This is a genomic window from Paracoccus haeundaensis, assembly GCF_006239215.1.
Classification (GTDB): domain Bacteria; phylum Pseudomonadota; class Alphaproteobacteria; order Rhodobacterales; family Rhodobacteraceae; genus Paracoccus; species Paracoccus marcusii.
The window spans coordinates 26,302-44,016 of sequence record NZ_VDDC01000018.1 but is presented as its reverse complement, the minus strand read 5'-3'; the positions used below and the strand labels follow the sequence as shown (position 1 = coordinate 44,016).

Sequence of the window (17,715 nt, the reverse complement as noted above, 5' to 3'; positions counted from 1 at the left end):
ATGGCGCACGCAAAGAACCACGACTATCACATCCTACCGGCCTCGGTCTGGCCGTTCCTAACCGCGATCGCGGTCTTCGTCATGCTGTTCGGCGCCGTGGCCTGGATGTCCGGAGAGGTGACCGTCATGGGCGTGCCGGTGACCGGCCCTTGGATGTTCGCGATCGGCCTTGTCGGCACCTTCTACGTGGCCTTCGCCTGGTGGGCCGACATGGTGCGCGAGGCCGAGCAGGGCGACCACACCCCGGTGGTCCGCATCGGCCTGCAATACGGCTTCATCCTGTTCGTGATGTCCGAAGCGATGCTGTTCGTGTCGCTGTTCTGGAACTTCATCAAGCACGCGATGTACCCGATGGGCGAGAACAGCCCCATCACCGACGGCGTCTGGCCGCCGCAGGGCATCGAGACCTTCGACCCCTGGCACCTGCCGTTCATCAACACGCTGATCCTGCTTCTGTCGGGCGTGGCCGTGACTTGGGCGCACCATGCCTGGGCGCATGAGGGTGACCGTCGCACCACCATCAACGGCCTGGCGATCGCCGTGGTCCTGGGCCTGGTCTTCACCGGCCTGCAGGCCTACGAATACAGCCACGCGGCCTTCGGTCTGGCCGACACGGCCTATGCGGCGGCCTTTTACATCGCGACGGGTTTCCACGGCCTGCACGTGATCATCGGGACGATCTTCCTGGCCGTCTGCCTGCTGCGCTTCCAGAAGGGCCAGATGACCAAGGACCAGCACCTGGGGTTCGAGGCCGCCGCCTGGTACTGGCACTTCGTCGACGTGATCTGGCTGGTGCTGTTCGCCGTCATCTATGTCTGGGGCAGCTGATCCCCGACGGTGACCGTTCAAGGCGCGCGGGGCGATCGTCCCGCGCGTTTTTCGTTGTCCTTTCACCCCGGAGCGCCCCATGCGCCGCTATCTGTTTCCCCTGATCCTCGGCGTCGTCGGCTGTGCCGTCCTGATCTATCTGGGGCTGTGGCAGCTGGACCGCCGCGCCTGGAAGGAGGACATGCTGGCAGACATCACCGCGGGCATTCAGGCCGACCCCGTGCCCTTGCCGGACGCGATCGACCCGTCGATGAAATACCTGCCGGTGACGGTCAGCGGCACCACCACCGGGGCCGAGATCGACGTGCTGTCCCACACCCGCGAACAGGGCGCCGGCTATCAGATCGTGTCTCGCTTCGTCACCGATGACGGGCGCGCGATCCTCTTGGACCGGGGCTTTGTCCCGCAGGAGGCGCGGCGCATTGACCGTCCCCCCGTCCGCCTGCAGGTGACGGGAAACCTGCACTGGCCGCAGGATGCCAGCAGCTCTACCCCGGCGCCGAACATGGACGAGAACATCTGGTTCGCCCGCGACGTGGACGCGATGGCCTTGACCTTGGACACGTTGCCCGTGCTGGTCGTGGCCAGCGCCGTCGAGGGCGACAACCAGGGCGCCCGTCCCCTGCCGGTGGCCATCGAGGGGATTCCCAACAACCACCTGTCCTATGCGGTGCAGTGGTTCCTAATCGCGGCCACCTGGGCGGTGATGACACTGGCGCTGATCTGGCGTATCAGGCAGCGCAGCTACTGAAGGATTTCCGATGCGTTACGTCTCGACGCGGGGCCAGGCCCCGGTGCTGAATTTCGAACAGGCCATGCTGTCGGGGCTGGCGCGCGACGGGGGCCTGTACCTGCCCGAGACGATCCCGGCCTTCGCGGGGCTGGAGCAGTTGGACGGCCTGTCCTACGAGGAGGTGGCATTCCGCGTGGTGCGCCCCTTCACCGGCGACAGCTTCAGCGATGATGAACTGCGCGGCGCCATCGACCGCGCCTATGCGCGCATCAGTCATGACGCCCGCGCGCCGCTGGTGCAGCTGGCCCCCGGGCACCACCTGCTGGAGCTGTTCCACGGGCCCACGCTGGCCTTCAAGGATTTCGCGATGCAGCTGATCGCGCAGCTGTTCCAGATCGCCCTGGCGCGGTCGGGCCAGCGGATCACCATCGTGGGCGCCACCTCCGGCGATACCGGATCGGCCGCGATCGAGGCCTTCCGCGGCATCGACAACGTGGACGTGTTCATCATGTATCCGCATGGTCGCGTCAGTGAGGTTCAGCGCCGCCAGATGACCACGCCCCCCGCCGCCAACGTCCATGCGCTGGCCGTGACCGGGCATTTCGACGACTGCCAGGCGCGGCTCAAGGACCTGTTCAACGACCATGCCTTCCGCGACGGGGTGGGGCTTGCGGGCGTGAACAGCATCAACTGGGCCCGCGTCGTGGCGCAGATCGTCTATTACTTCACCGCGACCGCCTCGCTTGGCATGCGGCCCACCGATTTCTGCGTGCCGACGGGCAATTTCGGCGACATCTTCGCGGGCTCCATCGCGCGCCAGATGGGCCTGCCGATCCGCCGGCTGATCGTCGCCACGAACCAGAACGACATCCTGCATCGTGCGCTGAGCAGCGGCGAATACCGCATGGGCGCGGTCGAGCCCTCGATCAGCCCGTCAATGGACATCCAGGTCAGCTCGAACTTCGAACGCGCGCTCTATCTGGCCTACGGTCAGGACGCGGGCGCGATCCGGCAGCTGATGGAGGAGCTGAAGCAGGGCGGCTTCGCGATCAGCCAGGGCGCGCTGGAGGCCCTGCGCGAGCAATACGCCTCGGGCCGCGTGTCCGAGGAGGAGACGCTGGACACGATCCGCGCCATGCGCGAGCGGACCGGAGAGATCCTCTGCCCGCACAGCGCCGTGGGCGTCGCCGTGGCCGAACGCCATCTGGAGCCCGGCGTGCCGATGGTCACGCTGGCCACCGCCCATCCGGCCAAGTTCCCCGACGCGGTGGAACGCGCCATCGGGGTCCGCCCCGGTCTGCCGCCGCATATGGCGGACCTGTTCGACCTGCCCGAGCGCCTGACCCGGGTTGAAAACGACGTGGACGCGCTTAAGTCCCTGATCCTTGAACGGAGGACCGCGTGAGCCAAGACCCCACCCCGCGCCTGACCACGCTGCCCAACGGGCTGCGCATCGTGACCCGGCAGATGCCCGGACTGCATTCGGCGGCCCTGGGCATCTGGGTCAGCGCGGGCGGGCGCAATGAACGCGCTGACCAGAACGGCATCGCGCATTTCCTGGAGCACATGGCCTTCAAGGGCACCGCCACCCGCAGCGCGTTGCAGATCGCCGAGGCGATCGAGGATGTGGGCGGCTATATCAACGCCTATACCTCGCGCGACGCGACGGCCTATTACGTCCGCGTGCTGGAGGATGACGTCGATCTGGCCTTCGACGTGATCAGCGACATCGTCCTGAACCCCGTCTTCGACGAACGCGAGATCGAGGTCGAGCGCGGCGTGATCCTGCAGGAGATCGGGCAGTCGCTGGACACGCCCGACGACATCATCTTCGACTGGCTGCAGGAGGCCGCCTATCCCGATCAGCCGATGGGCCGCACCATCCTGGGCCCCGCCGAACGGGTCAGCAGCTTTGGCCGCGCCGATCTGGCCGGTTTCGTGACCGAGAATTACGGCCCCGGCCAGATGGTCGTGGCCGCCGCGGGATCGGTCGACCATGACCGGATCGTGCGGCTGGCCGAAAAGGTGCTGGGCCATATCGTGCCGCGTCCTCAGGGTCCGCGCGAACAGGCCCGCTGGCAGGGGCTGGAGAGCCGGACCGTCAAGCCGCTGGAGCAGGCGCATTTCGCGCTGGCGCTGGAAGGGCCGGGTTACCTGGCGCCCGATTTCTATGCCGCCCAGATCTTCTCCTCGGCGCTTGGCGGGGGGATGTCGTCGCGGCTGTTCCAGAAGATCCGCGAGGAACGGGGGCTGTGCTATACGATCTTCGCCCAGTCGGGTTTCCATGACGACACGGGGATGCTGACCATCTATGCCGGCACCGGCGCCGAGGATCTGGGCGATCTGGCGACCCTGACAATCGACGAGGTCCGTCGTGCGGCCGACGACATGTCCGAGGCCGAGATCGCCCGCGCCAAGGCGCAGCTGCGGGCAGGACTGTTGATGGGGCTGGAAAGCCCGTCGGGCCAGGCCGAACGCATGGCGCGCAGCCTGGCGATCTGGGGCCGCGTCCCGGACCCGGCCGAGGTTGCCGAACGCATTGCCGCCGTCACCGCCGCGGACGTGCGCGCGCATGCCGAGGCGCTGCTGGCCAATGCCCGCCCGGCGCTGGCGCTTTATGGTCCGGTGGACGGTGCGCCGTCGCGCGAGGCCCTGGCCGAACGGCTGGCCGCATGATCCTGGCGCGGCGCCGTGCCTTTCGGCTGGATGCCGAACGCATCGCGCTGCGCCTGCCCTTGCATTCCGATTTCAGCGCGTGGCGGACGCTGCGCGATGACAGCCGCGCCTTTCTGACCCCGTGGGAGCCGGTCTGGTCCCCCGACCATCTGTCACGCAAAAGCTTCACCAACCGCGTCTATTGGGCGGCCCGCTCTGCCAAGGCGGGGACGGCCTATCCGCTGTTCCTGGTCCATCGCGACGGCACGTTGCTGGGCGCGATCACGCTGGACAACATCCGCCGCGGCCCCGCGCAGTCGGGCACCATCGGATACTGGATCGGGCAGGAGCATGCCCGACATGGCTATATGCGCGAGGCGATCGGGGCGCTGGTGCATCACGCCTTCACCGCGCTGGACCTGAGCCGAATCGAGGCCGCCTGCCTGCCCGAGAATGCCGCATCGCGGGGCGTGCTGGAACGGTCGGGCTTCAAGTACGAGGGCGTGGCCCAGAGCTATCTGCAGATCGACGGTCGCTGGCGCAACCATGTGCTCTACGCCAACCTGCGCAGCGACCGGCGCGGAAAGACCGAGGTGCGTTGATGCTGATCCCCGCCGACAAGACCCTGGCCGCGGCCCTGCCCGCGGGCGTGCTGCGCGACCCGTCCCCCGCCTATACCGAGGAACCGCGGGGCCGGTATCACGGGCAGGCGGGCCTGGTCGCCGCGCCCCGCGACGCGCAGGAATGCGCCGCGATCATCCGCGCCTGTGCCGCGGCGCGCGTCCCGGTGGTGCCGCGCGGTGGGGGCACCGGGCTGGTCGGGGGGCAGGTGATGACGGACGGTCCCGCGCCCCTGATCCTGTCGATGGAGCGGATGACAGCGATTCGCGACACCTTTGCCGAGGAAGGGGTGATGATCGCCGAATCGGGCGTGACGCTGCAGGCGGCGCGGCAGGCGGCGGCGGGCGTGGGACGGCAGTTCCCGCTGTCGCTGGCCTCGCAGGGCTCGGCCCAGATCGGTGGCGTGCTGTCGACCAATGCGGGGGGCGTGAACGTTTTGCGATACGGCAATGCCCGCGCGCTGTGCCTGGGTTTGGAGGCGGTGCTGCCCGACGGGTCGGTGATGCACGACCTGAAGCGCCTGCGGAAGGACAATACCGGATACGATCTGCGCGACCTGCTGATCGGGGCCGAGGGGACGTTGGGCATCATCACCGCCGCGTCGCTGGTCTTGGCGCCGGTGCCTGCAGAGACCGGCGTCGCGATGCTGGTCGTGGACAGCCCCGCGGCGGCCCTGTCGCTGCTGTCGCTGGCGCAGGCGCGGATGGCGGGCGGCGTCACGGCCTTCGAACTGATCTCAGGCCAGAGCCTGCATTTCCTGGACATGGCCTTTCCCGACATGCGCCAGCCGTTCGACACGCGGCCCGACTGGCTGGTCCTGATCGAGGTCGGCCTGCCCGCGGGCCTGTCGGCCGACGCGGCGCTGGAGGGGCTGTTCACCGCGGGGACCGAGGCCGGTCTGGTCCATGACGGCGTCATCGCGCAATCGGGCCAGCAGGGCGCGGACCTCTGGGCGCTGCGCGAGCATATCCCGCTGGCCAACCGGCACATCGGCGCCATCGCCAGCCATGACATCAGCCTGCCTCTGTCCGAGGTCGCCCGCTTCATCGACGATGCCGGGGCCTGGCTGGCGGGGCAGGGGGACATGCGCGTCAACTGCTTCGGCCATCTGGGCGACGGCAACCTGCATTACAACCTGTTCCCGGCGGCGGGCCGGACCCGCGACGACTACGAAACCATCCGCCGCGACCTGTCACGCAGGCTGCACGAAATGGTCGTGGCGCGGGGCGGGTCGTTCTCGGCCGAACATGGCGTGGGGCGGCTCAAGGCCGCCGATCTGGCGCGGTGGGGCGATCCGGCGCGGCTGGCCGCGATGCGGGCGATCAAGGGGGCGCTGGACCCCCTTGGCATCATGAACCCCGGCGCGGTGCTGGCCTAGGCGCCTTCGAAGTCGCAGAGCGCGTGGACCGGCATGTCCATGCCCTCCAGCACGCGGCGCCCGCCCAGTTCGGGCAGGTCGATGACGAAGGCGCAGCCGATGACTTCGGCGCCAAGACGACGGCACAGCGTGATCGCCGCCGCCGCCGTCCCGCCAGTGGCCAGCAGGTCGTCCACGATCAAGACCTTTTCGCCGGGCTTCAGCGCGTCGTCATGGATCTCCATGATCGCCTCGCCATATTCCAGCTGATAGGCCTCGGAGATGACGGTGCCGGGCAGCTTGCCCTTCTTGCGGATCGGCACAAAGCCGGTGGACAGCTGATGCGCCACCGCGCCGCCCAGGATGAAGCCGCGCGCTTCGAGCCCCACGACCTTGTCGATACGGGTTCCGGCATAGGCGTGCAGGATCTGGTCCACCGCCATGCGAAATCCGCGTGCATCCGCGAACAGCGTGGTCACGTCGCGGAAGATGATCCCCTCATGCGGGAAATCATGGATGGAGCGGACATAGTCCTTGACGGTGCGGCTCATGCAGGGCGGTCCATTTCGAAAAGATCGGTCACCGCGGCATAATCCTTGTATCCCAGACGCGCAATCCAGCCGCCCGCGGCACGCGGATCGAACCGCCCGTCCACGACGCAATCGTCGCGCATGTGGATGCCGGTCACCACGCCGAAGACGGCAAAGTTCGCCTGACCGGCCAGGGGCACGATCTGGGTCATGCGGCATTCCAGCGCTGCCGCGGCACCCGCCACGCGCGGACAGTCGATGGTGGTGCAATCGGCGGCCTCGATCCCCGCGGCCGCGAATTCGCTGGCCCCCGCGGGCAGGGGGGCCGAGGTCGCGTTGACCGCGTCGCGCAGATCGCCCGTGGCGATGTTCACGCAGAAGACGCCCGTCTCGATGATCTGGGCCACGCTGTCCTTGGTGCCGGGCCGGTCGCCCTTGGCGCCGGTCGAGGCGAACATCACCTGCGGCGGGACATAGGCCACGGCGTTGAAGAAGGAATAGGGCGCCAGGTTGTCGCCCTGCGACCCGCGGGTCGAGATCCAGCCGATCGGGCGGGGGGCGATGATCGCGTTGAAGGGATTGTGCGGCAGGCCGTGTCCGGCTTCGGGGCGATAGAACATGGGCGGCCTCCTTGTGGGTTCGGGCGCCAACCTGCCCCGCTTTTTCGCGCGACGCAATGTTTCGCCCGACTTGCACCCGTGCTAAACGCCCGCCCGACAGCAAGGAGGCGCGATGTACGAGATCTGCCCCGAGACGCCCGCCGACGAACCCGAGGTCGAGGGCCTGTACGATCTGTGCTTTGCGCCGGGTCGCACCGCGCTGTCGTCCTATCGCCTGCGCGACGGGGTGCCGCGGGTGGCCGAACTGTGCCTGGTGCTGCGCGATGCGGGCGGTACGCTGGTGGCCGCGATCCGGTTCTGGCCGGTGCGCGTCGACGACCATCCCGTGCTGCTGCTGGGGCCCATCGCCGTGCACCCCACCGCGCAGGGAGAGGGTCTGGGCGGGCTCTTGATGCGCGACAGCCTGACGCGCGCGCGCCGGATGGGGTTCGACCGGGTTCTGCTGGTGGGCGACGCGCCCTATTACAGCCGTTTCGGCTTTCAGCGCCTTGACGATGTGGTGATGCCGCCGCCTACGAACCCCGACCGGGTGCTGGGGCTGGAACTTCGGCCGGATGCATGGGTTAACGTGGCAGGCCCCGTCCAGCGAGAGACCCGGCCCCCCGTAGACCCGCCCGCGCCGGACCCCACGGCTTGCACCCAGGTCGACCCTCCGAAAAGGCCCGCTGATGACAGAACCGAAACCCCTCGTCCTGCCCCCCATCACTGATCCGGCGTTGCACGCCCAGATCGATCGTCTGGCGTTGCGCTATCTGGAGGCCGGGGGTCTGGGCATGCAGATCATGTCCCGCATCGGCAACGGCGCCGAAGGGCTGATCGAACGCCTGCCGGGCTTCGTGCGGTCGCGGCTGGACAGCGTCACGCGGGCCGCGCTGACGCGGGCGTTTGGTGCCGCCAGCCAGTCGCGCAAGGTGGTGCGGGACCGGGGCGATTGGTTCAACCGCATGGCCTCGACCGTTAGCGGTGCGGCGGGCGGGGTCGGCGGTTTCGCGGGCGCGCTGGTCGAACTGCCGTTCACGGTCACGCTGCTGCTGCGCGCCATGCTGGACATCGCCGCCGAGCACGGCCTTGATCCCGAAAGCGAGGAAGTGCGCCTGGAATGCCTGCGCATCTTCGCCGCCGCGGGTCCGATGGCCGATGACGATCAGACCGACTTGGGCATGCTGGCCGCGCGCTTGTCGGTGACCGGCCAGACGGTGCAGAGCATGGTCAGCAAGGTCGCCCCGCGCCTGTCCGTCTCGCTTGGGCAGAAGATGGCGGCGCAGGCGGCGCCGGTTTTCGGCGCGGTGGTCGGCGCGTCCATCAACTATACCTTTGCCCGCTACTATCAGGAACTGGCCCGCGTCCATTTCGGTGTCATGCGCCTGTCCCATGAAACCGGCATTCCGCAGGAGGCCCTGACCGAGGCGCTGCGCCTGTCCATCCAGCGCCAGACGCCCCCCGACCGATCATCGCGCTGACCGCGGGGGGTCCGGGGGGCGGTAGCCCCCCGGCGTCGCGGGACGCAATCACGCCTCCTCGGCGTCCAGTGCCAGGGGCGCGGACGGGGCCGCCAGATCGTCCGTCGTCAACGGCCCTGCGGGACGCGCCAGCCGCGCCTTGGTCACCCAGTACAGCCGCTCCTGCGCCCGGGTGATGGCGACATAGGTCAGCCGCTTCCACAGCTGGACCCCGGCCTCGGACCGGTTCGACCAGGCGGCGGCGCTGATGTCGGGGCCGAACACCTGCACCTCGGGCCACTGGCTGCCCTGCGCCTTGTGGATCGTGACCGCCGCCCCGTGCAGAAAGGCCGCGCCCATCCGCGCCGCAAAGGGGATGAAGGGTTCGTCCTCGTCTGGCATCTCGATCTTGACGATGCTGGCGGCCGACAGGCGCGGGTCCTCGGCCCCGATCACGTGCAGGCGCGAAAAGCCCGGCTTGCGGCCCGGCCCCAGATAGACGACCTGCGCGCCCTTGATCAGGCCGCGCGCCTCCAAGTCGATCCGCTTCTTGCGATGCTTCAACGGCAGCTCCAGCCCGTCGCAGATCAGCGGCTCTCCGGGCAGCAGCGCGTCCCCCGGCGCGCCGAAGGCCGTGCGGAACGCATGGATCAGCCGGATGCGCGTCGCGTTGCGCCAGACCAGGACCGGGCTGCGCGCCATCAGGTCGCTTTCCACCCGCTCGGCCCAGACCACGCGGTCGTCCTTGCGCGCCGCATCGCGGATCATCTGCTCGAAATCGTCAAAGCTCAGCTGATCATCAGCCAAAGCATGGGCCAGGTCCAGAATCGGGTTGTCGTCGGCTTGACGGTGAATGCGGCTCAGCATCAGGCGCTGCGCCGGGGCCAGCTTGTCGAACACCATCTCTCCGGACTGGCCGACCGGGGCCAGCTGGGCGGGGTCGCCGAACAGGACCAGCACGGGAAAGATCTCGCGCAGGTCCTCGAACTGCTTCTCGTCCAGCATCGAGGCCTCGTCGATCAGCCCGACGTCCAGCCCCTCCTCGCGCCTGGTCCAGCCGCGGATGAAATCCGACCCGCGCAACCCGGCCGTGGCCAGCGCCCCGGGGATCGAGGCATGCTGGTCATAGAACGCCTTGGCCCGGTCCAGCGCCGTGTCCGACAGTTCCGCGATGACCGGGCGTTCGGCCGCCCCGGTCAGCCATTCGGCGATCTTCTCGTATTGCGGATCATAGACCGGGGTGTACAGGATCCGATGGATCGTCGTGGCAGGCACGCCGCGCATGCGCAGCACGAACGCCGCCTTGTTCGTCGGCGCCAGGATGGCGACGCTGCGCCGGTCCTTGCGGCGCCGCCCTTCGTAATCTGGGCTGATCAACTCGACCCCCGCCTCCAGCAGGGCCTTGGTAATCTGCGACAGCATCAGCGTCTTGCCCGATCCGGCCTTGCCGATGACCGCCATGACGCGACCTTTTCCCGACTGGGGCGGATGCAGTTCCTCTGCGATGATGTCGATGCCCGCCGCGCCAAAGGTTTCGGCCAGCGCATCCCAGGCATCGGCCTGATCGGGCGAAAGGGTCGGGGCGGGGACGGGACTGTTCATGCCAGACCCTTAGCCTGCCTTCGCGGCCAAGGCAAAGCGCCGCGCAACTTTTCCGCCCCGGGCACCGTGCCTGCGGGCACCCCAACAGGAGAGACGCGATGATCGAGCTGTTCTTCGTCACCTGCCTGCTTGCCGACCCACAGCGCTGCAGCGATCACAGCCTGCTGTTCGAGGAACGGAACGGCCTGTTCACCTGCATGCTGCAGAGCCAGTCCGAGCTTGCGAAATGGGTGGCCACCCATCCGACCGAACAGGTTCGCGAATGGAAATGCCGCCGCGCCGGAGAGGGGGACCGCAAGGTCTGATCCCATGCACCGCCGCGCGGGGGGTCCGGGGGGCGGCAGGCCCCCCGGCACGTCGCGGGACGCAGGTCAGCGCCGGCCGGCCTCCAGCGCATCCTCGAAGGTGCGCAGCCCGGTCCGCGGCGATTGGACCAGCACCGCCATGTTGCCCGGCTTGTGCTGGTTGCGCAGCATCATCATGTGCGCGGCTGGGATCTCGGCCCAGGGGAACACCTCGGACATGCAGGGGTCCAGGCGGCGTTCCAGCATCAGCTTGTTCGCGGCGCTGGCCTGTTTCAGATGCGCGAAATGCGATCCCTGGATGCGCTTCTGATGCATCCACAGGTACCGCACGTCGAAGGTGCAGTTGAACCCGGTCGTGCCCGCGCAGATCACCACCATCCCGCCCTTCTTGCAGACCAGCGTGCTGACCGGGAAGGTCGCCTCGCCCGGATGTTCAAAGACGATGTCGACATTGTTGCCCTTGCCGGTGATGTCCCAGATCGCCGCGCCGAACTTGCGCGCCTCGTTGAACCACTCCTTGTATTCCGGCGTGTTCACCGTAGGCAGCTGCCCCCAGCAGCGGAATTCCTTGCGGTTGATGACCCCTTTCGCGCCCAGCCCCATGACAAAGTCGCGCTTGTCCTCCTCGGAGATCACCCCGATGGCGTTGCCGCCCGCCGCGTTGACCAGCTGGATCGCATAGGAGCCAAGCCCCCCCGACGCGCCCCAGACCAGGACGTTCATGCCCGGCTTCAGCTCGTGCGGCTCGTGCCCGAACAGCATCCGGTACGCCGTGGCCAGCGTCAGCGTATAGCAGGCCGATTCCTCCCAGGTCAGGTGGCGCGGCCGGGGCATCAGCTGCTGGGCCTGCACGCGGGTGAACTGGGCAAAGCTGCCGTCCGGCGTCTCGTATCCCCAGATCCGCTGCGTGGGCGAGAACATCGGGTCGCCGCCGTTGCAATGCTCGTCGTCGCCGTCGTCCTGGTTGCAATGGATGACGACCTCGTCCCCGACCTTCCAGCGCTTGACCTTGTCGCCCACCGCCCAGACGATCCCCGACGCATCCGATCCGGCGATGTGATAGGGTTGCTTGTGCACGTCGAACATGCTGATCGGCTTGCCCAGGCCCGCCCAGATCCCGTTGTAGTTGACGCCCGCCGCCATCACCAGGACCAGCACCTCGTTGCTGTCGATGGCAGGGGTGTCCACGACCTCCAGCTGCATCGCCTGATCGGGCTCTCCCTGCCGTTCGCGGCGGATCGCCCAGGCATGCATGCGCGCAGGCACATGGCCCAGGGGCGGCATCTCGCCCACGGCGTACAGGTCTTTGACCGGGGCGTCGTAGGGCGCGATCGGGGTGGGTGCGTCGAGAGCCATCGTCTTTCTCCTGTCCTGTGCCGCAGTGCAGAATCACCGCGCCGATTTGCCCTGTCCTACGACATGAAAAGCAACAATGCAACTATCAGACACCATTGCGCGCAATAATATGTCGGAATGATCAGAAATGCGCCGCGCTGCGGCGAATTGACGGCGCAGCTTTGTGTCTGTATCGATACTCAGGATGACATTTTCTTGCGAGGGCATGATGGCCGACAAGGACAAACCCTGGCTGTTCCGCACCTATGCGGGCCATTCCACGGCGGCGAAATCCAATGCGCTGTACAGGACGAACCTGTCGCGCGGACAGACCGGCCTGTCGGTGGCCTTCGACCTGCCCACGCAGACCGGTTACGACAGCGATCATATCCTGGCGCGCGGAGAGGTCGGCAAGGTCGGCGTCCCCGTCTGCCATCTGGGCGACATGCGCGCGCTGTTCGACCAGATCCCGCTGGAGCAGATGAACACCTCGATGACGATCAACGCGACCGCGCCGTGGCTTCTGTCGCTGTACATCGCCGTGGCCGAGGAGCAGGGGGCCGATGTCAGCCGCCTGCAGGGCACCGTCCAGAACGACCTGATCAAGGAATACCTGTCGCGCGGTACCTATATCTGTCCGCCCGCGCCGTCGCTGGCGATGATCACCGACATCGCCGCCTATACGCGGCAGCACCTGCCGAAATGGAACCCGATGAACGTCTGCAGCTATCACCTGCAGGAGGCCGGGGCGACGCCGGAACAGGAGCTGGCCTATGCGCTGGCCACAGCCGTGGCCGTGCTGGACGATCTGCGGGACAAGGTGCCCGCCGACAGCTTTCCCGAGATGGTCGGGCGGATCAGCTTCTTCGTGAACGCGGGCATCCGCTTCGTCACCGAGCTGTGCAAGATGCGCGCCTTTACCGAGCTGTGGGACGAGATCACCCGTGACCGCTATGGCATCGCGGATGAGAAATACCGTCGGTTCCGCTATGGCGTGCAGGTCAACAGCCTGGGCCTGACCGAGCAGCAGCCCGAGAACAACGTCTATCGCATCCTGCTGGAGATGCTGGCCGTCACGCTGTCCAAGAACGCCCGCGCCCGTGCGGTGCAGCTGCCCGCCTGGAACGAGGCCCTGGGCCTGCCGCGGCCCTGGGATCAGCAATGGTCGCTGCGGATGCAGCAGATCCTGGCCTATGAGACCGACCTCTTGGAATATGGCGACCTGTTCGACGGCAATCCGGTGATCGCCGCCAAGGTCGAAACCCTCAAGCAGGGCGCGCGGGACGAATTGGCGCTGCTGGACCAGATGGGCGGCGCGATTGCGGCCATCGACTACATGAAGGCGCGGCTGGTCGAATCGAACGCGGCCCGCCTTGGCCGGATCGAGACGAACGAGACGGTCGTGGTCGGCGTCAACCGCTGGCAGCAGGCCGAGCCGTCGCCGCTGACGGCGGGCGATGGCGGCATCATGGTCGTCGACCCCGCGGTCGAGGCCGATCAGGTCGGCCGCCTGATCGCCTGGCGCGCGGAACGCGACGCAATCGCGGTCGAGGCGGCGCTGACGGCGCTGCGCCGCGCCGCGCAGTCGGGCGCGAACATCATGGAGCCGTCCATCGCCGCCGCCCGCGCGGGCGTCACCACCGGCGAATGGGCGGGCGTGATGCGCGCGGTGCATGGCGAATACCGCGGCCCGACGGGGGTGTCGCAGGCGCCCTCGAATCGCACCGAGGGACTGGAGGAGATCCGGGACGCGGTCGATGCGGTCAGCGCCCGGCTGGGGCGGCGGCTGAAGTTCCTGGTGGGCAAGCCGGGCCTGGACGGCCATTCGAACGGCGCCGAACAGATCGCCTTCCGCGCCCGCGACTGCGGCATGGACATCACCTATGAGGGTATCCGCCTGACCCCGGAGGAGATCGTTGCGCGTGCCCGCGAACAGGACGTCCATGTCGTCGGCCTGTCGATCCTGTCGGGCAGCCACCTGCCGCTGATCGAGGATCTGATGGCCCGCATGCAGGCCGCCGGAATGGGCCATGTGCCGGTGATCGTCGGCGGCATCATTCCCGACGACGACGCCGCCCGCCTGACGGCGATGGGCGTGGCACGGGTCTATACGCCCAAGGATTTCCAGCTGAACACGATCATGATGGACATCGTCGGGCTGGTCGCGCCGGGCGCCGCTGCCGCGTGACCGGGCAGGGCGCAGATAACGCGCCCCGTGGGTGAACCGGACGGGCCTTTGGCCGTTGACAGGGCTGCACGACAAAGGCCGGCCCATGACATCCCAGACCCGGCGCAACAGCGCCATCGACCCGTTGCGCATCCTTCTGGCGCTGATGGTCATCGCCCTGCATAGCGGATTTCCCGAGGGCGCGCCTCCGCTGGTCAAGCAGGTGCTGTTCAACGGCCTCTATCGTCTGGCGGTGCCGGTCTTCGCCTTGATCTCGGGGTACTTCTTCCTGTCAGCCATGCGCGGCGGGCGCAGTGGGCCGTATCTGCGCCGCATCCTGGTGTTGTACCTGCTGTGGATGACGATCTATCTGCCGATCTATGGTCCGGACCTGACCGGGGCGGGGCATGCGCTGCAGACGCTGGTGTTCGGCTATTTCCATCTGTGGTTCCTGCCGGGCCTGCTGGTATCGGCGGTGATGGTCATGGTGCTGCGGCGACCGATGCGGATCGCCGTCGCGGCGGCGCTTCTGGCGGGTACGGGGCTGGCCCTGCAACTGCTGGTCCTGACCGGGCAGGCAGAGATCCAGCTGGACCATTATCGCAACGGGGTCTTCACCATCTTTCCGTTCTTCGCGCTTGGCGTTCTGCTGGCGCATGGCTGGGGTTCGGGGCTGCGGCGGTGGGCCATGCCGCTGGCCGGTCTGGCGCTGCTGGCGGTGATGGGGGAAAGCTTGGTCTGGCGGGTGATCGCGGGCGGGGGCTGGGGCGTCGACATGATGCTGTCGCTGCTGGCGGCGGCACCGCTGCTGTTCCTGGCTGCGCAGCAGGTGCAGGGGGCGTGGGACGGCAAGCGCGCGGCCAGCACTGCGGCCTTCGTCTATTTCGTGCATGTCATGATCATGATCTGCGCCAGCCGGTTCGGGCTGGAGGGGGACACCAAGGCGCTGACCGTCATGGCGGTCTGCCTGGCCTTGGCCACCTGGCTGGGGATGGCAGAGCGCCGCCGCGTGCTGGCGTTTTTCACCTGACCCCGGAATGAGAAACGCCGCCCCGAGGGGCGGCGTCTGCGACGTCGATCGTGGCGTGGATCAGAAACCCAGGCCCGCGTATTTCGACTTGAACTTGGTCACGCGGCCGCCGGCATCCATCAGGCGCGACGAACCACCGGTCCAGGCCGGGTGCGAGGTCGGGTCGATGTCCAGCGACATGCTGTCGCCCTCGGCGCCCCAGGTCGAACGGGTCTGGTAGGTGGTCCCGTCCGTCATCTTGACCGAGATCGTGTGGTAATCGGGGTGAATCTCTTTTTTCATGGCGTGACCTCTGCTCAGGCTTTCGCGTCCGACAGCGGACGGTAGTTGGTCTTTTCGACGATACGGGCCGACTTGCCGCGACGATCGCGCAGATAGTACAGCTTGGCGCGACGGACCTTGCCGCGACGAACGACCTCGATCGTGGCGATGTTGGTCGAATACAGCGGGAACACGCGCTCCACGCCTTCGCCGAAGCTGATCTTGCGGACCGTGAAGCTGGCCGCGATGTTCGCGCCGCCACGGCGCGAGATGCAGACGCCTTCGTAGTTCTGGACGCGGGTACGGGTACCCTCGGTCACTTTGTAGCCGACGCGGATGGTGTCGCCGGCCTTGAAGTCGGGAATGGACTTGCCAAGCTCGGCGATCTGCTCGGCTTCGAGTTGTGCGATCAGGTTCATCGCTTTGGTTCCTTGTCATGCTCGCGGTACATCCGCGATTGGTCTGATGCGCCCGAGCGCTGTCGGTCCTTAGCCGGGTCCACATGCGTTTCCGCATATGCCCGCCACAGATCGGGGCGGCGTTCTTGTGTCAGCCTCTCGGCCTCACCGGACCGCCATGCGGCGATGGCTGCGTGATTGCCCGACAACAGCACGGGCGGTATCTCACGGCCATCCCAGAGGGCGGGCTTGGTGAACTGCGGCGCTTCCAGAAGACCCCGGTTGCCGATGGAAAAGGACTCCTCGGCCAGGGAATCATGATTGCCCAGCACGCGCGGTATAAGCCGGACCGTCGCGTCGATCAAGACCTGTGCGGCGATCTCTCCGCCGGTCAGGACATAATCCCCGATGCTGATCTCCTCGATGGCGTGCTTGTCCAGCACGCGCTGGTCGATTCCCTCGAACCGGCCGCAGATCAGCGTGACGCCCGGCCCCTGCGCCAGCGCCCGGGCACGGGCCTGGGTCAGCGGTCTGCCACGCGGCGACATGTAAAGGACGGGCAGGGTCGGCCCCGGTCCCGCCTGCGCCTCGGTCAGGGCCGCGTCCAGCACGTCCGCGCGGATGACCATGCCGGCCCCGCCGCCCGCGGGCGTGTCGTCGACATTGCGATGCCGGCCCATGCCGAAATCGCGAAGGCCGATGGTGCGCAGGTTCCACAAGCCCTGCGCCAGCGCCTTGCCGGTCAGGGACAGGCCCAGGATGCCGGGAAAGGCTTCGGGGAACAGCGTGACGATCCGCGCGGTCCATGCGCCCGCCACCTGCGGTTCCGCCATCAGCTCGCGCGGGCGCAGGCTGGGACGGGCGGTCAGGCGGCCATGCGACTTGGGACTGGGCGCGTCGCTCATTCGTCGTCGCCGGGCGGGTCCACCACGATGCGACGCGCGGCCAGATCGACGGTCGGCACGACGGCACGGGTAAAGGGCAGCATCAGCACCTGCGTGCCGCCCACCACCTCGATGATGTCGCCGGCGCCGTGATCGTACAGCGCACGCACCCGGCCCAGGGATTTGCCGCCGGTATCGACGACCTCCAGCCCGATCAGGTCGGCATGATAGAATTCGTCATCCGGCAGCGCGGGCAGGGCACTGCGCGGGGCCCACAGGGTCACGCCGCGCAGGGCGTCGGCATCCTCCTTGGTGGCGATGCCCTTGATGCGCGCACCCAGGGCCCCCGTCACCTCGCGCGTCAGCGACACCTCGAACCGGCGGGTGCCGTCCTCGGACGTCAGGGGGGAATAGGTCGCGATATCGGCAGGGTCCGAGCAGAAGCTTTTCAGCCGCACCTCTCCGTGGACCCCGAAAGCCCCCGCGATGGCGCCGACGCAGATGCGGTCTTCGGTCATGTCACACCCTTGCAATAAAGGACTGGCGGGGTTTCCCCCGCCAGCGTCAGATCACTCGGCTTCGGCGGGCGCCGCGGCCTTCTTGGCGCGCTCGTCGGCGCGGGCCTTGGCTTTCTTGCCGGGCTCTGCCTTCTTCATGTTCTTGCGCTCGGCCTTTTCCTTGACGCCCGCGGCTTCCAGGAAGCGTGCGACGCGGTCGGTCGGCTGCGCGCCGTGGCTCAGCCAGTACTGGATGCGCTCGACGTCCATCTTGACGCGGTCTTCGCTGTCCTTGGCCAGCAGCGGGTTGTAGGTGCCCAGCTTCTCGATGAAGCGGCCGTCGCGCGGCATGCGCGAATCGGACGCGACGATGGCGTAATGCGGGCGCTTCTTGCTGCCACCACGGGCCAGGCGGATCTTCATGGACATCAGATAGTCTCCTTGGGTTGTCGT

Annotated in this window: 20 protein-coding genes; 11 read left to right on the top strand and 9 right to left on the bottom strand. The window is 67.7% G+C overall.

What is annotated here, in order from left to right; all coding sequences use genetic code 11:
• The 6 genes from FHD67_RS11475 (at nucleotide 1) to FHD67_RS11450 (ending at nucleotide 6,215) form a co-directional block, all read left to right on the top strand.
• Nucleotides 1-828: a cytochrome c oxidase subunit 3 gene (locus FHD67_RS11475; protein WP_045982855.1), complete on the top strand. Its 828-nt coding sequence runs from the start codon at nucleotides 1-3 to the stop codon at nucleotides 826-828.
• A gap of 79 nt (nucleotides 829-907) precedes the next feature.
• Nucleotides 908-1,579, top strand: coding sequence for an SURF1 family protein (locus FHD67_RS11470; protein WP_045982856.1), 672 nt, complete (start codon nucleotides 908-910; stop codon nucleotides 1,577-1,579).
• Between the two features lie 10 nt (nucleotides 1,580-1,589).
• On the top strand, nucleotides 1,590-2,966 hold the full coding sequence (thrC, locus tag FHD67_RS11465; RefSeq protein ID WP_139598771.1) for a threonine synthase: 1,377 nt from the start codon (nucleotides 1,590-1,592) through the stop codon (nucleotides 2,964-2,966).
• Nucleotides 2,963-4,237, top strand: coding sequence for a M16 family metallopeptidase (locus FHD67_RS11460; RefSeq protein WP_084693890.1), 1,275 nt, complete (start codon nucleotides 2,963-2,965; stop codon nucleotides 4,235-4,237). The genes thrC and FHD67_RS11460 overlap by 4 nt, the downstream gene beginning before the upstream one ends.
• Nucleotides 4,237-4,818 (top strand): GNAT family N-acetyltransferase, encoded by a 582-nt coding sequence (locus tag FHD67_RS11455; protein WP_139598795.1) that lies wholly within the window; start codon nucleotides 4,237-4,239, stop codon nucleotides 4,816-4,818. The genes FHD67_RS11460 and FHD67_RS11455 overlap by 1 nt, the downstream gene beginning before the upstream one ends.
• Nucleotides 4,818-6,215 (top strand): FAD-binding oxidoreductase, encoded by a 1,398-nt coding sequence (locus FHD67_RS11450; protein ID WP_139598770.1) that lies wholly within the window; start codon nucleotides 4,818-4,820, stop codon nucleotides 6,213-6,215. Before FHD67_RS11455 ends, FHD67_RS11450 begins: the two co-directional genes overlap by 1 nt.
• Here FHD67_RS11450 and FHD67_RS11445 read toward each other — a convergent pair.
• Together FHD67_RS11445 and FHD67_RS11440 are read right to left on the bottom strand one after the other, a co-directional pair.
• Nucleotides 6,212-6,745 carry an adenine phosphoribosyltransferase gene (locus FHD67_RS11445; protein WP_127899092.1) on the bottom strand — a complete coding sequence of 178 codons (534 nt, stop codon included), beginning with the start codon at nucleotides 6,743-6,745 and terminating at the stop codon, nucleotides 6,212-6,214. The two genes, FHD67_RS11450 and FHD67_RS11445, sit on opposite strands and share 4 nt — an antisense overlap.
• Nucleotides 6,742-7,344 carry a flavin reductase family protein gene (locus FHD67_RS11440; protein WP_045982860.1) on the bottom strand — a complete coding sequence of 201 codons (603 nt, stop codon included), beginning with the start codon at nucleotides 7,342-7,344 and terminating at the stop codon, nucleotides 6,742-6,744. The genes FHD67_RS11445 and FHD67_RS11440 overlap by 4 nt, the downstream gene beginning before the upstream one ends.
• 112 nt (nucleotides 7,345-7,456) lie before the next feature.
• Between FHD67_RS11440 and FHD67_RS11435 the strand changes: the two genes are divergently transcribed.
• Both FHD67_RS11435 and FHD67_RS11430 read left to right on the top strand, forming a co-directional pair.
• Complete coding sequence (locus tag FHD67_RS11435) at nucleotides 7,457-8,053, top strand: GNAT family N-acetyltransferase (protein ID WP_139598769.1); 597 nt, start codon at nucleotides 7,457-7,459, stop codon at nucleotides 8,051-8,053.
• The gene (locus tag FHD67_RS11430) at nucleotides 8,013-8,804 is read left to right on the top strand and encodes an EcsC family protein (protein WP_045982861.1); all 792 of its coding nucleotides are present in this window, start codon (nucleotides 8,013-8,015) and stop codon (nucleotides 8,802-8,804) included. Before FHD67_RS11435 ends, FHD67_RS11430 begins: the two co-directional genes overlap by 41 nt.
• A gap of 48 nt (nucleotides 8,805-8,852) precedes the next feature.
• On the opposite strand, the gene FHD67_RS11425 is transcribed toward FHD67_RS11430, so the two are convergent.
• A complete protein-coding gene (locus FHD67_RS11425; protein ID WP_139598768.1) occupies nucleotides 8,853-10,385 on the bottom strand; it encodes an ATP-dependent DNA helicase in 1,533 nt (510 codons plus the stop codon).
• Between the two features lie 98 nt (nucleotides 10,386-10,483).
• Here FHD67_RS11425 and FHD67_RS11420 point away from each other — a divergent pair, with 98 nt between their 5' ends.
• A complete protein-coding gene (locus tag FHD67_RS11420) occupies nucleotides 10,484-10,690 on the top strand; it encodes a hypothetical protein (protein ID WP_045982863.1) in 207 nt (68 codons plus the stop codon).
• A gap of 66 nt (nucleotides 10,691-10,756) precedes the next feature.
• Here FHD67_RS11420 and ccrA read toward each other — a convergent pair whose 3' ends face one another.
• Nucleotides 10,757-12,046 carry a crotonyl-CoA carboxylase/reductase gene (ccrA, locus tag FHD67_RS11415; RefSeq protein ID WP_139598767.1) on the bottom strand — a complete coding sequence of 430 codons (1,290 nt, stop codon included), beginning with the start codon at nucleotides 12,044-12,046 and terminating at the stop codon, nucleotides 10,757-10,759.
• Between the two features lie 208 nt (nucleotides 12,047-12,254).
• Between ccrA and FHD67_RS11410 the strand changes: the two genes are divergently transcribed.
• Together FHD67_RS11410 and FHD67_RS11405 are read left to right on the top strand one after the other, a co-directional pair.
• Nucleotides 12,255-14,213, top strand: a complete 1,959-nt coding sequence (locus FHD67_RS11410; protein WP_139598794.1) for a protein meaA — start codon at nucleotides 12,255-12,257, stop codon at nucleotides 14,211-14,213.
• An 85-nt stretch (nucleotides 14,214-14,298) separates the two neighbouring features.
• Complete coding sequence (locus FHD67_RS11405) at nucleotides 14,299-15,222, top strand: acyltransferase family protein (protein ID WP_046001396.1); 924 nt, start codon at nucleotides 14,299-14,301, stop codon at nucleotides 15,220-15,222.
• Between the two features lie 60 nt (nucleotides 15,223-15,282).
• Here FHD67_RS11405 and rpmE read toward each other — a convergent pair whose 3' ends face one another.
• From rpmE to rpsP, 5 genes are read right to left on the bottom strand one after another with little or no spacing between them, the layout of a single operon-like run.
• Complete coding sequence (gene rpmE / locus FHD67_RS11400; protein WP_042249018.1) at nucleotides 15,283-15,504, bottom strand: 50S ribosomal protein L31; 222 nt, start codon at nucleotides 15,502-15,504, stop codon at nucleotides 15,283-15,285.
• Between the two features lie 14 nt (nucleotides 15,505-15,518).
• Nucleotides 15,519-15,902, bottom strand: coding sequence for a 50S ribosomal protein L19 (gene rplS / locus FHD67_RS11395; protein WP_045982866.1), 384 nt, complete (start codon nucleotides 15,900-15,902; stop codon nucleotides 15,519-15,521).
• Nucleotides 15,899-16,786 carry a tRNA (guanosine(37)-N1)-methyltransferase TrmD gene (trmD, locus tag FHD67_RS11390; protein WP_045982867.1) on the bottom strand — a complete coding sequence of 296 codons (888 nt, stop codon included), beginning with the start codon at nucleotides 16,784-16,786 and terminating at the stop codon, nucleotides 15,899-15,901. The genes rplS and trmD overlap by 4 nt, the downstream gene beginning before the upstream one ends.
• The gene (gene rimM / locus FHD67_RS11385) at nucleotides 16,783-17,283 is read right to left on the bottom strand and encodes a ribosome maturation factor RimM (RefSeq protein WP_046001398.1); all 501 of its coding nucleotides are present in this window, start codon (nucleotides 17,281-17,283) and stop codon (nucleotides 16,783-16,785) included. The genes trmD and rimM overlap by 4 nt, the downstream gene beginning before the upstream one ends.
• 51 nt (nucleotides 17,284-17,334) lie before the next feature.
• On the bottom strand, nucleotides 17,335-17,691 hold the full coding sequence (rpsP, locus tag FHD67_RS11380) for a 30S ribosomal protein S16 (RefSeq protein WP_045982869.1): 357 nt from the start codon (nucleotides 17,689-17,691) through the stop codon (nucleotides 17,335-17,337).
• Nucleotides 17,692-17,715 lie beyond the last annotated feature (24 nt).

Coding starts and splice junctions, on each gene's coding strand:
- FHD67_RS11430 (WP_045982861.1), top strand. CDS start 8,013: ATGACAGAACCGAAACCCCTCGTCCTGCCCCCCATCACTGATCCGGCG.
- ccrA (WP_139598767.1), bottom strand. CDS start 12,046: ATGGCTCTCGACGCACCCACCCCGATCGCGCCCTACGACGCCCCGGTC.
- rimM (WP_046001398.1), bottom strand. CDS start 17,283: ATGACCGAAGACCGCATCTGCGTCGGCGCCATCGCGGGGGCTTTCGGG.
- FHD67_RS11440 (WP_045982860.1), bottom strand. CDS start 7,344: ATGTTCTATCGCCCCGAAGCCGGACACGGCCTGCCGCACAATCCCTTC.
- rpsP (WP_045982869.1), bottom strand. CDS start 17,691: ATGTCCATGAAGATCCGCCTGGCCCGTGGTGGCAGCAAGAAGCGCCCG.
- FHD67_RS11435 (WP_139598769.1), top strand. CDS start 7,457: ATGTACGAGATCTGCCCCGAGACGCCCGCCGACGAACCCGAGGTCGAG.
- rpmE (WP_042249018.1), bottom strand. CDS start 15,504: ATGAAAAAAGAGATTCACCCCGATTACCACACGATCTCGGTCAAGATG.
- trmD (WP_045982867.1), bottom strand. CDS start 16,786: ATGAGCGACGCGCCCAGTCCCAAGTCGCATGGCCGCCTGACCGCCCGT.
- FHD67_RS11450 (WP_139598770.1), top strand. CDS start 4,818: ATGCTGATCCCCGCCGACAAGACCCTGGCCGCGGCCCTGCCCGCGGGC.
- FHD67_RS11425 (WP_139598768.1), bottom strand. CDS start 10,385: ATGAACAGTCCCGTCCCCGCCCCGACCCTTTCGCCCGATCAGGCCGAT.
- FHD67_RS11475 (WP_045982855.1), top strand. CDS start 1: ATGGCGCACGCAAAGAACCACGACTATCACATCCTACCGGCCTCGGTC.
- FHD67_RS11410 (WP_139598794.1), top strand. CDS start 12,255: ATGGCCGACAAGGACAAACCCTGGCTGTTCCGCACCTATGCGGGCCAT.
- FHD67_RS11405 (WP_046001396.1), top strand. CDS start 14,299: ATGACATCCCAGACCCGGCGCAACAGCGCCATCGACCCGTTGCGCATC.
- FHD67_RS11445 (WP_127899092.1), bottom strand. CDS start 6,745: ATGAGCCGCACCGTCAAGGACTATGTCCGCTCCATCCATGATTTCCCG.
- FHD67_RS11470 (WP_045982856.1), top strand. CDS start 908: ATGCGCCGCTATCTGTTTCCCCTGATCCTCGGCGTCGTCGGCTGTGCC.
- rplS (WP_045982866.1), bottom strand. CDS start 15,902: ATGAACCTGATCGCACAACTCGAAGCCGAGCAGATCGCCGAGCTTGGC.
- thrC (WP_139598771.1), top strand. CDS start 1,590: ATGCGTTACGTCTCGACGCGGGGCCAGGCCCCGGTGCTGAATTTCGAA.
- FHD67_RS11420 (WP_045982863.1), top strand. CDS start 10,484: ATGATCGAGCTGTTCTTCGTCACCTGCCTGCTTGCCGACCCACAGCGC.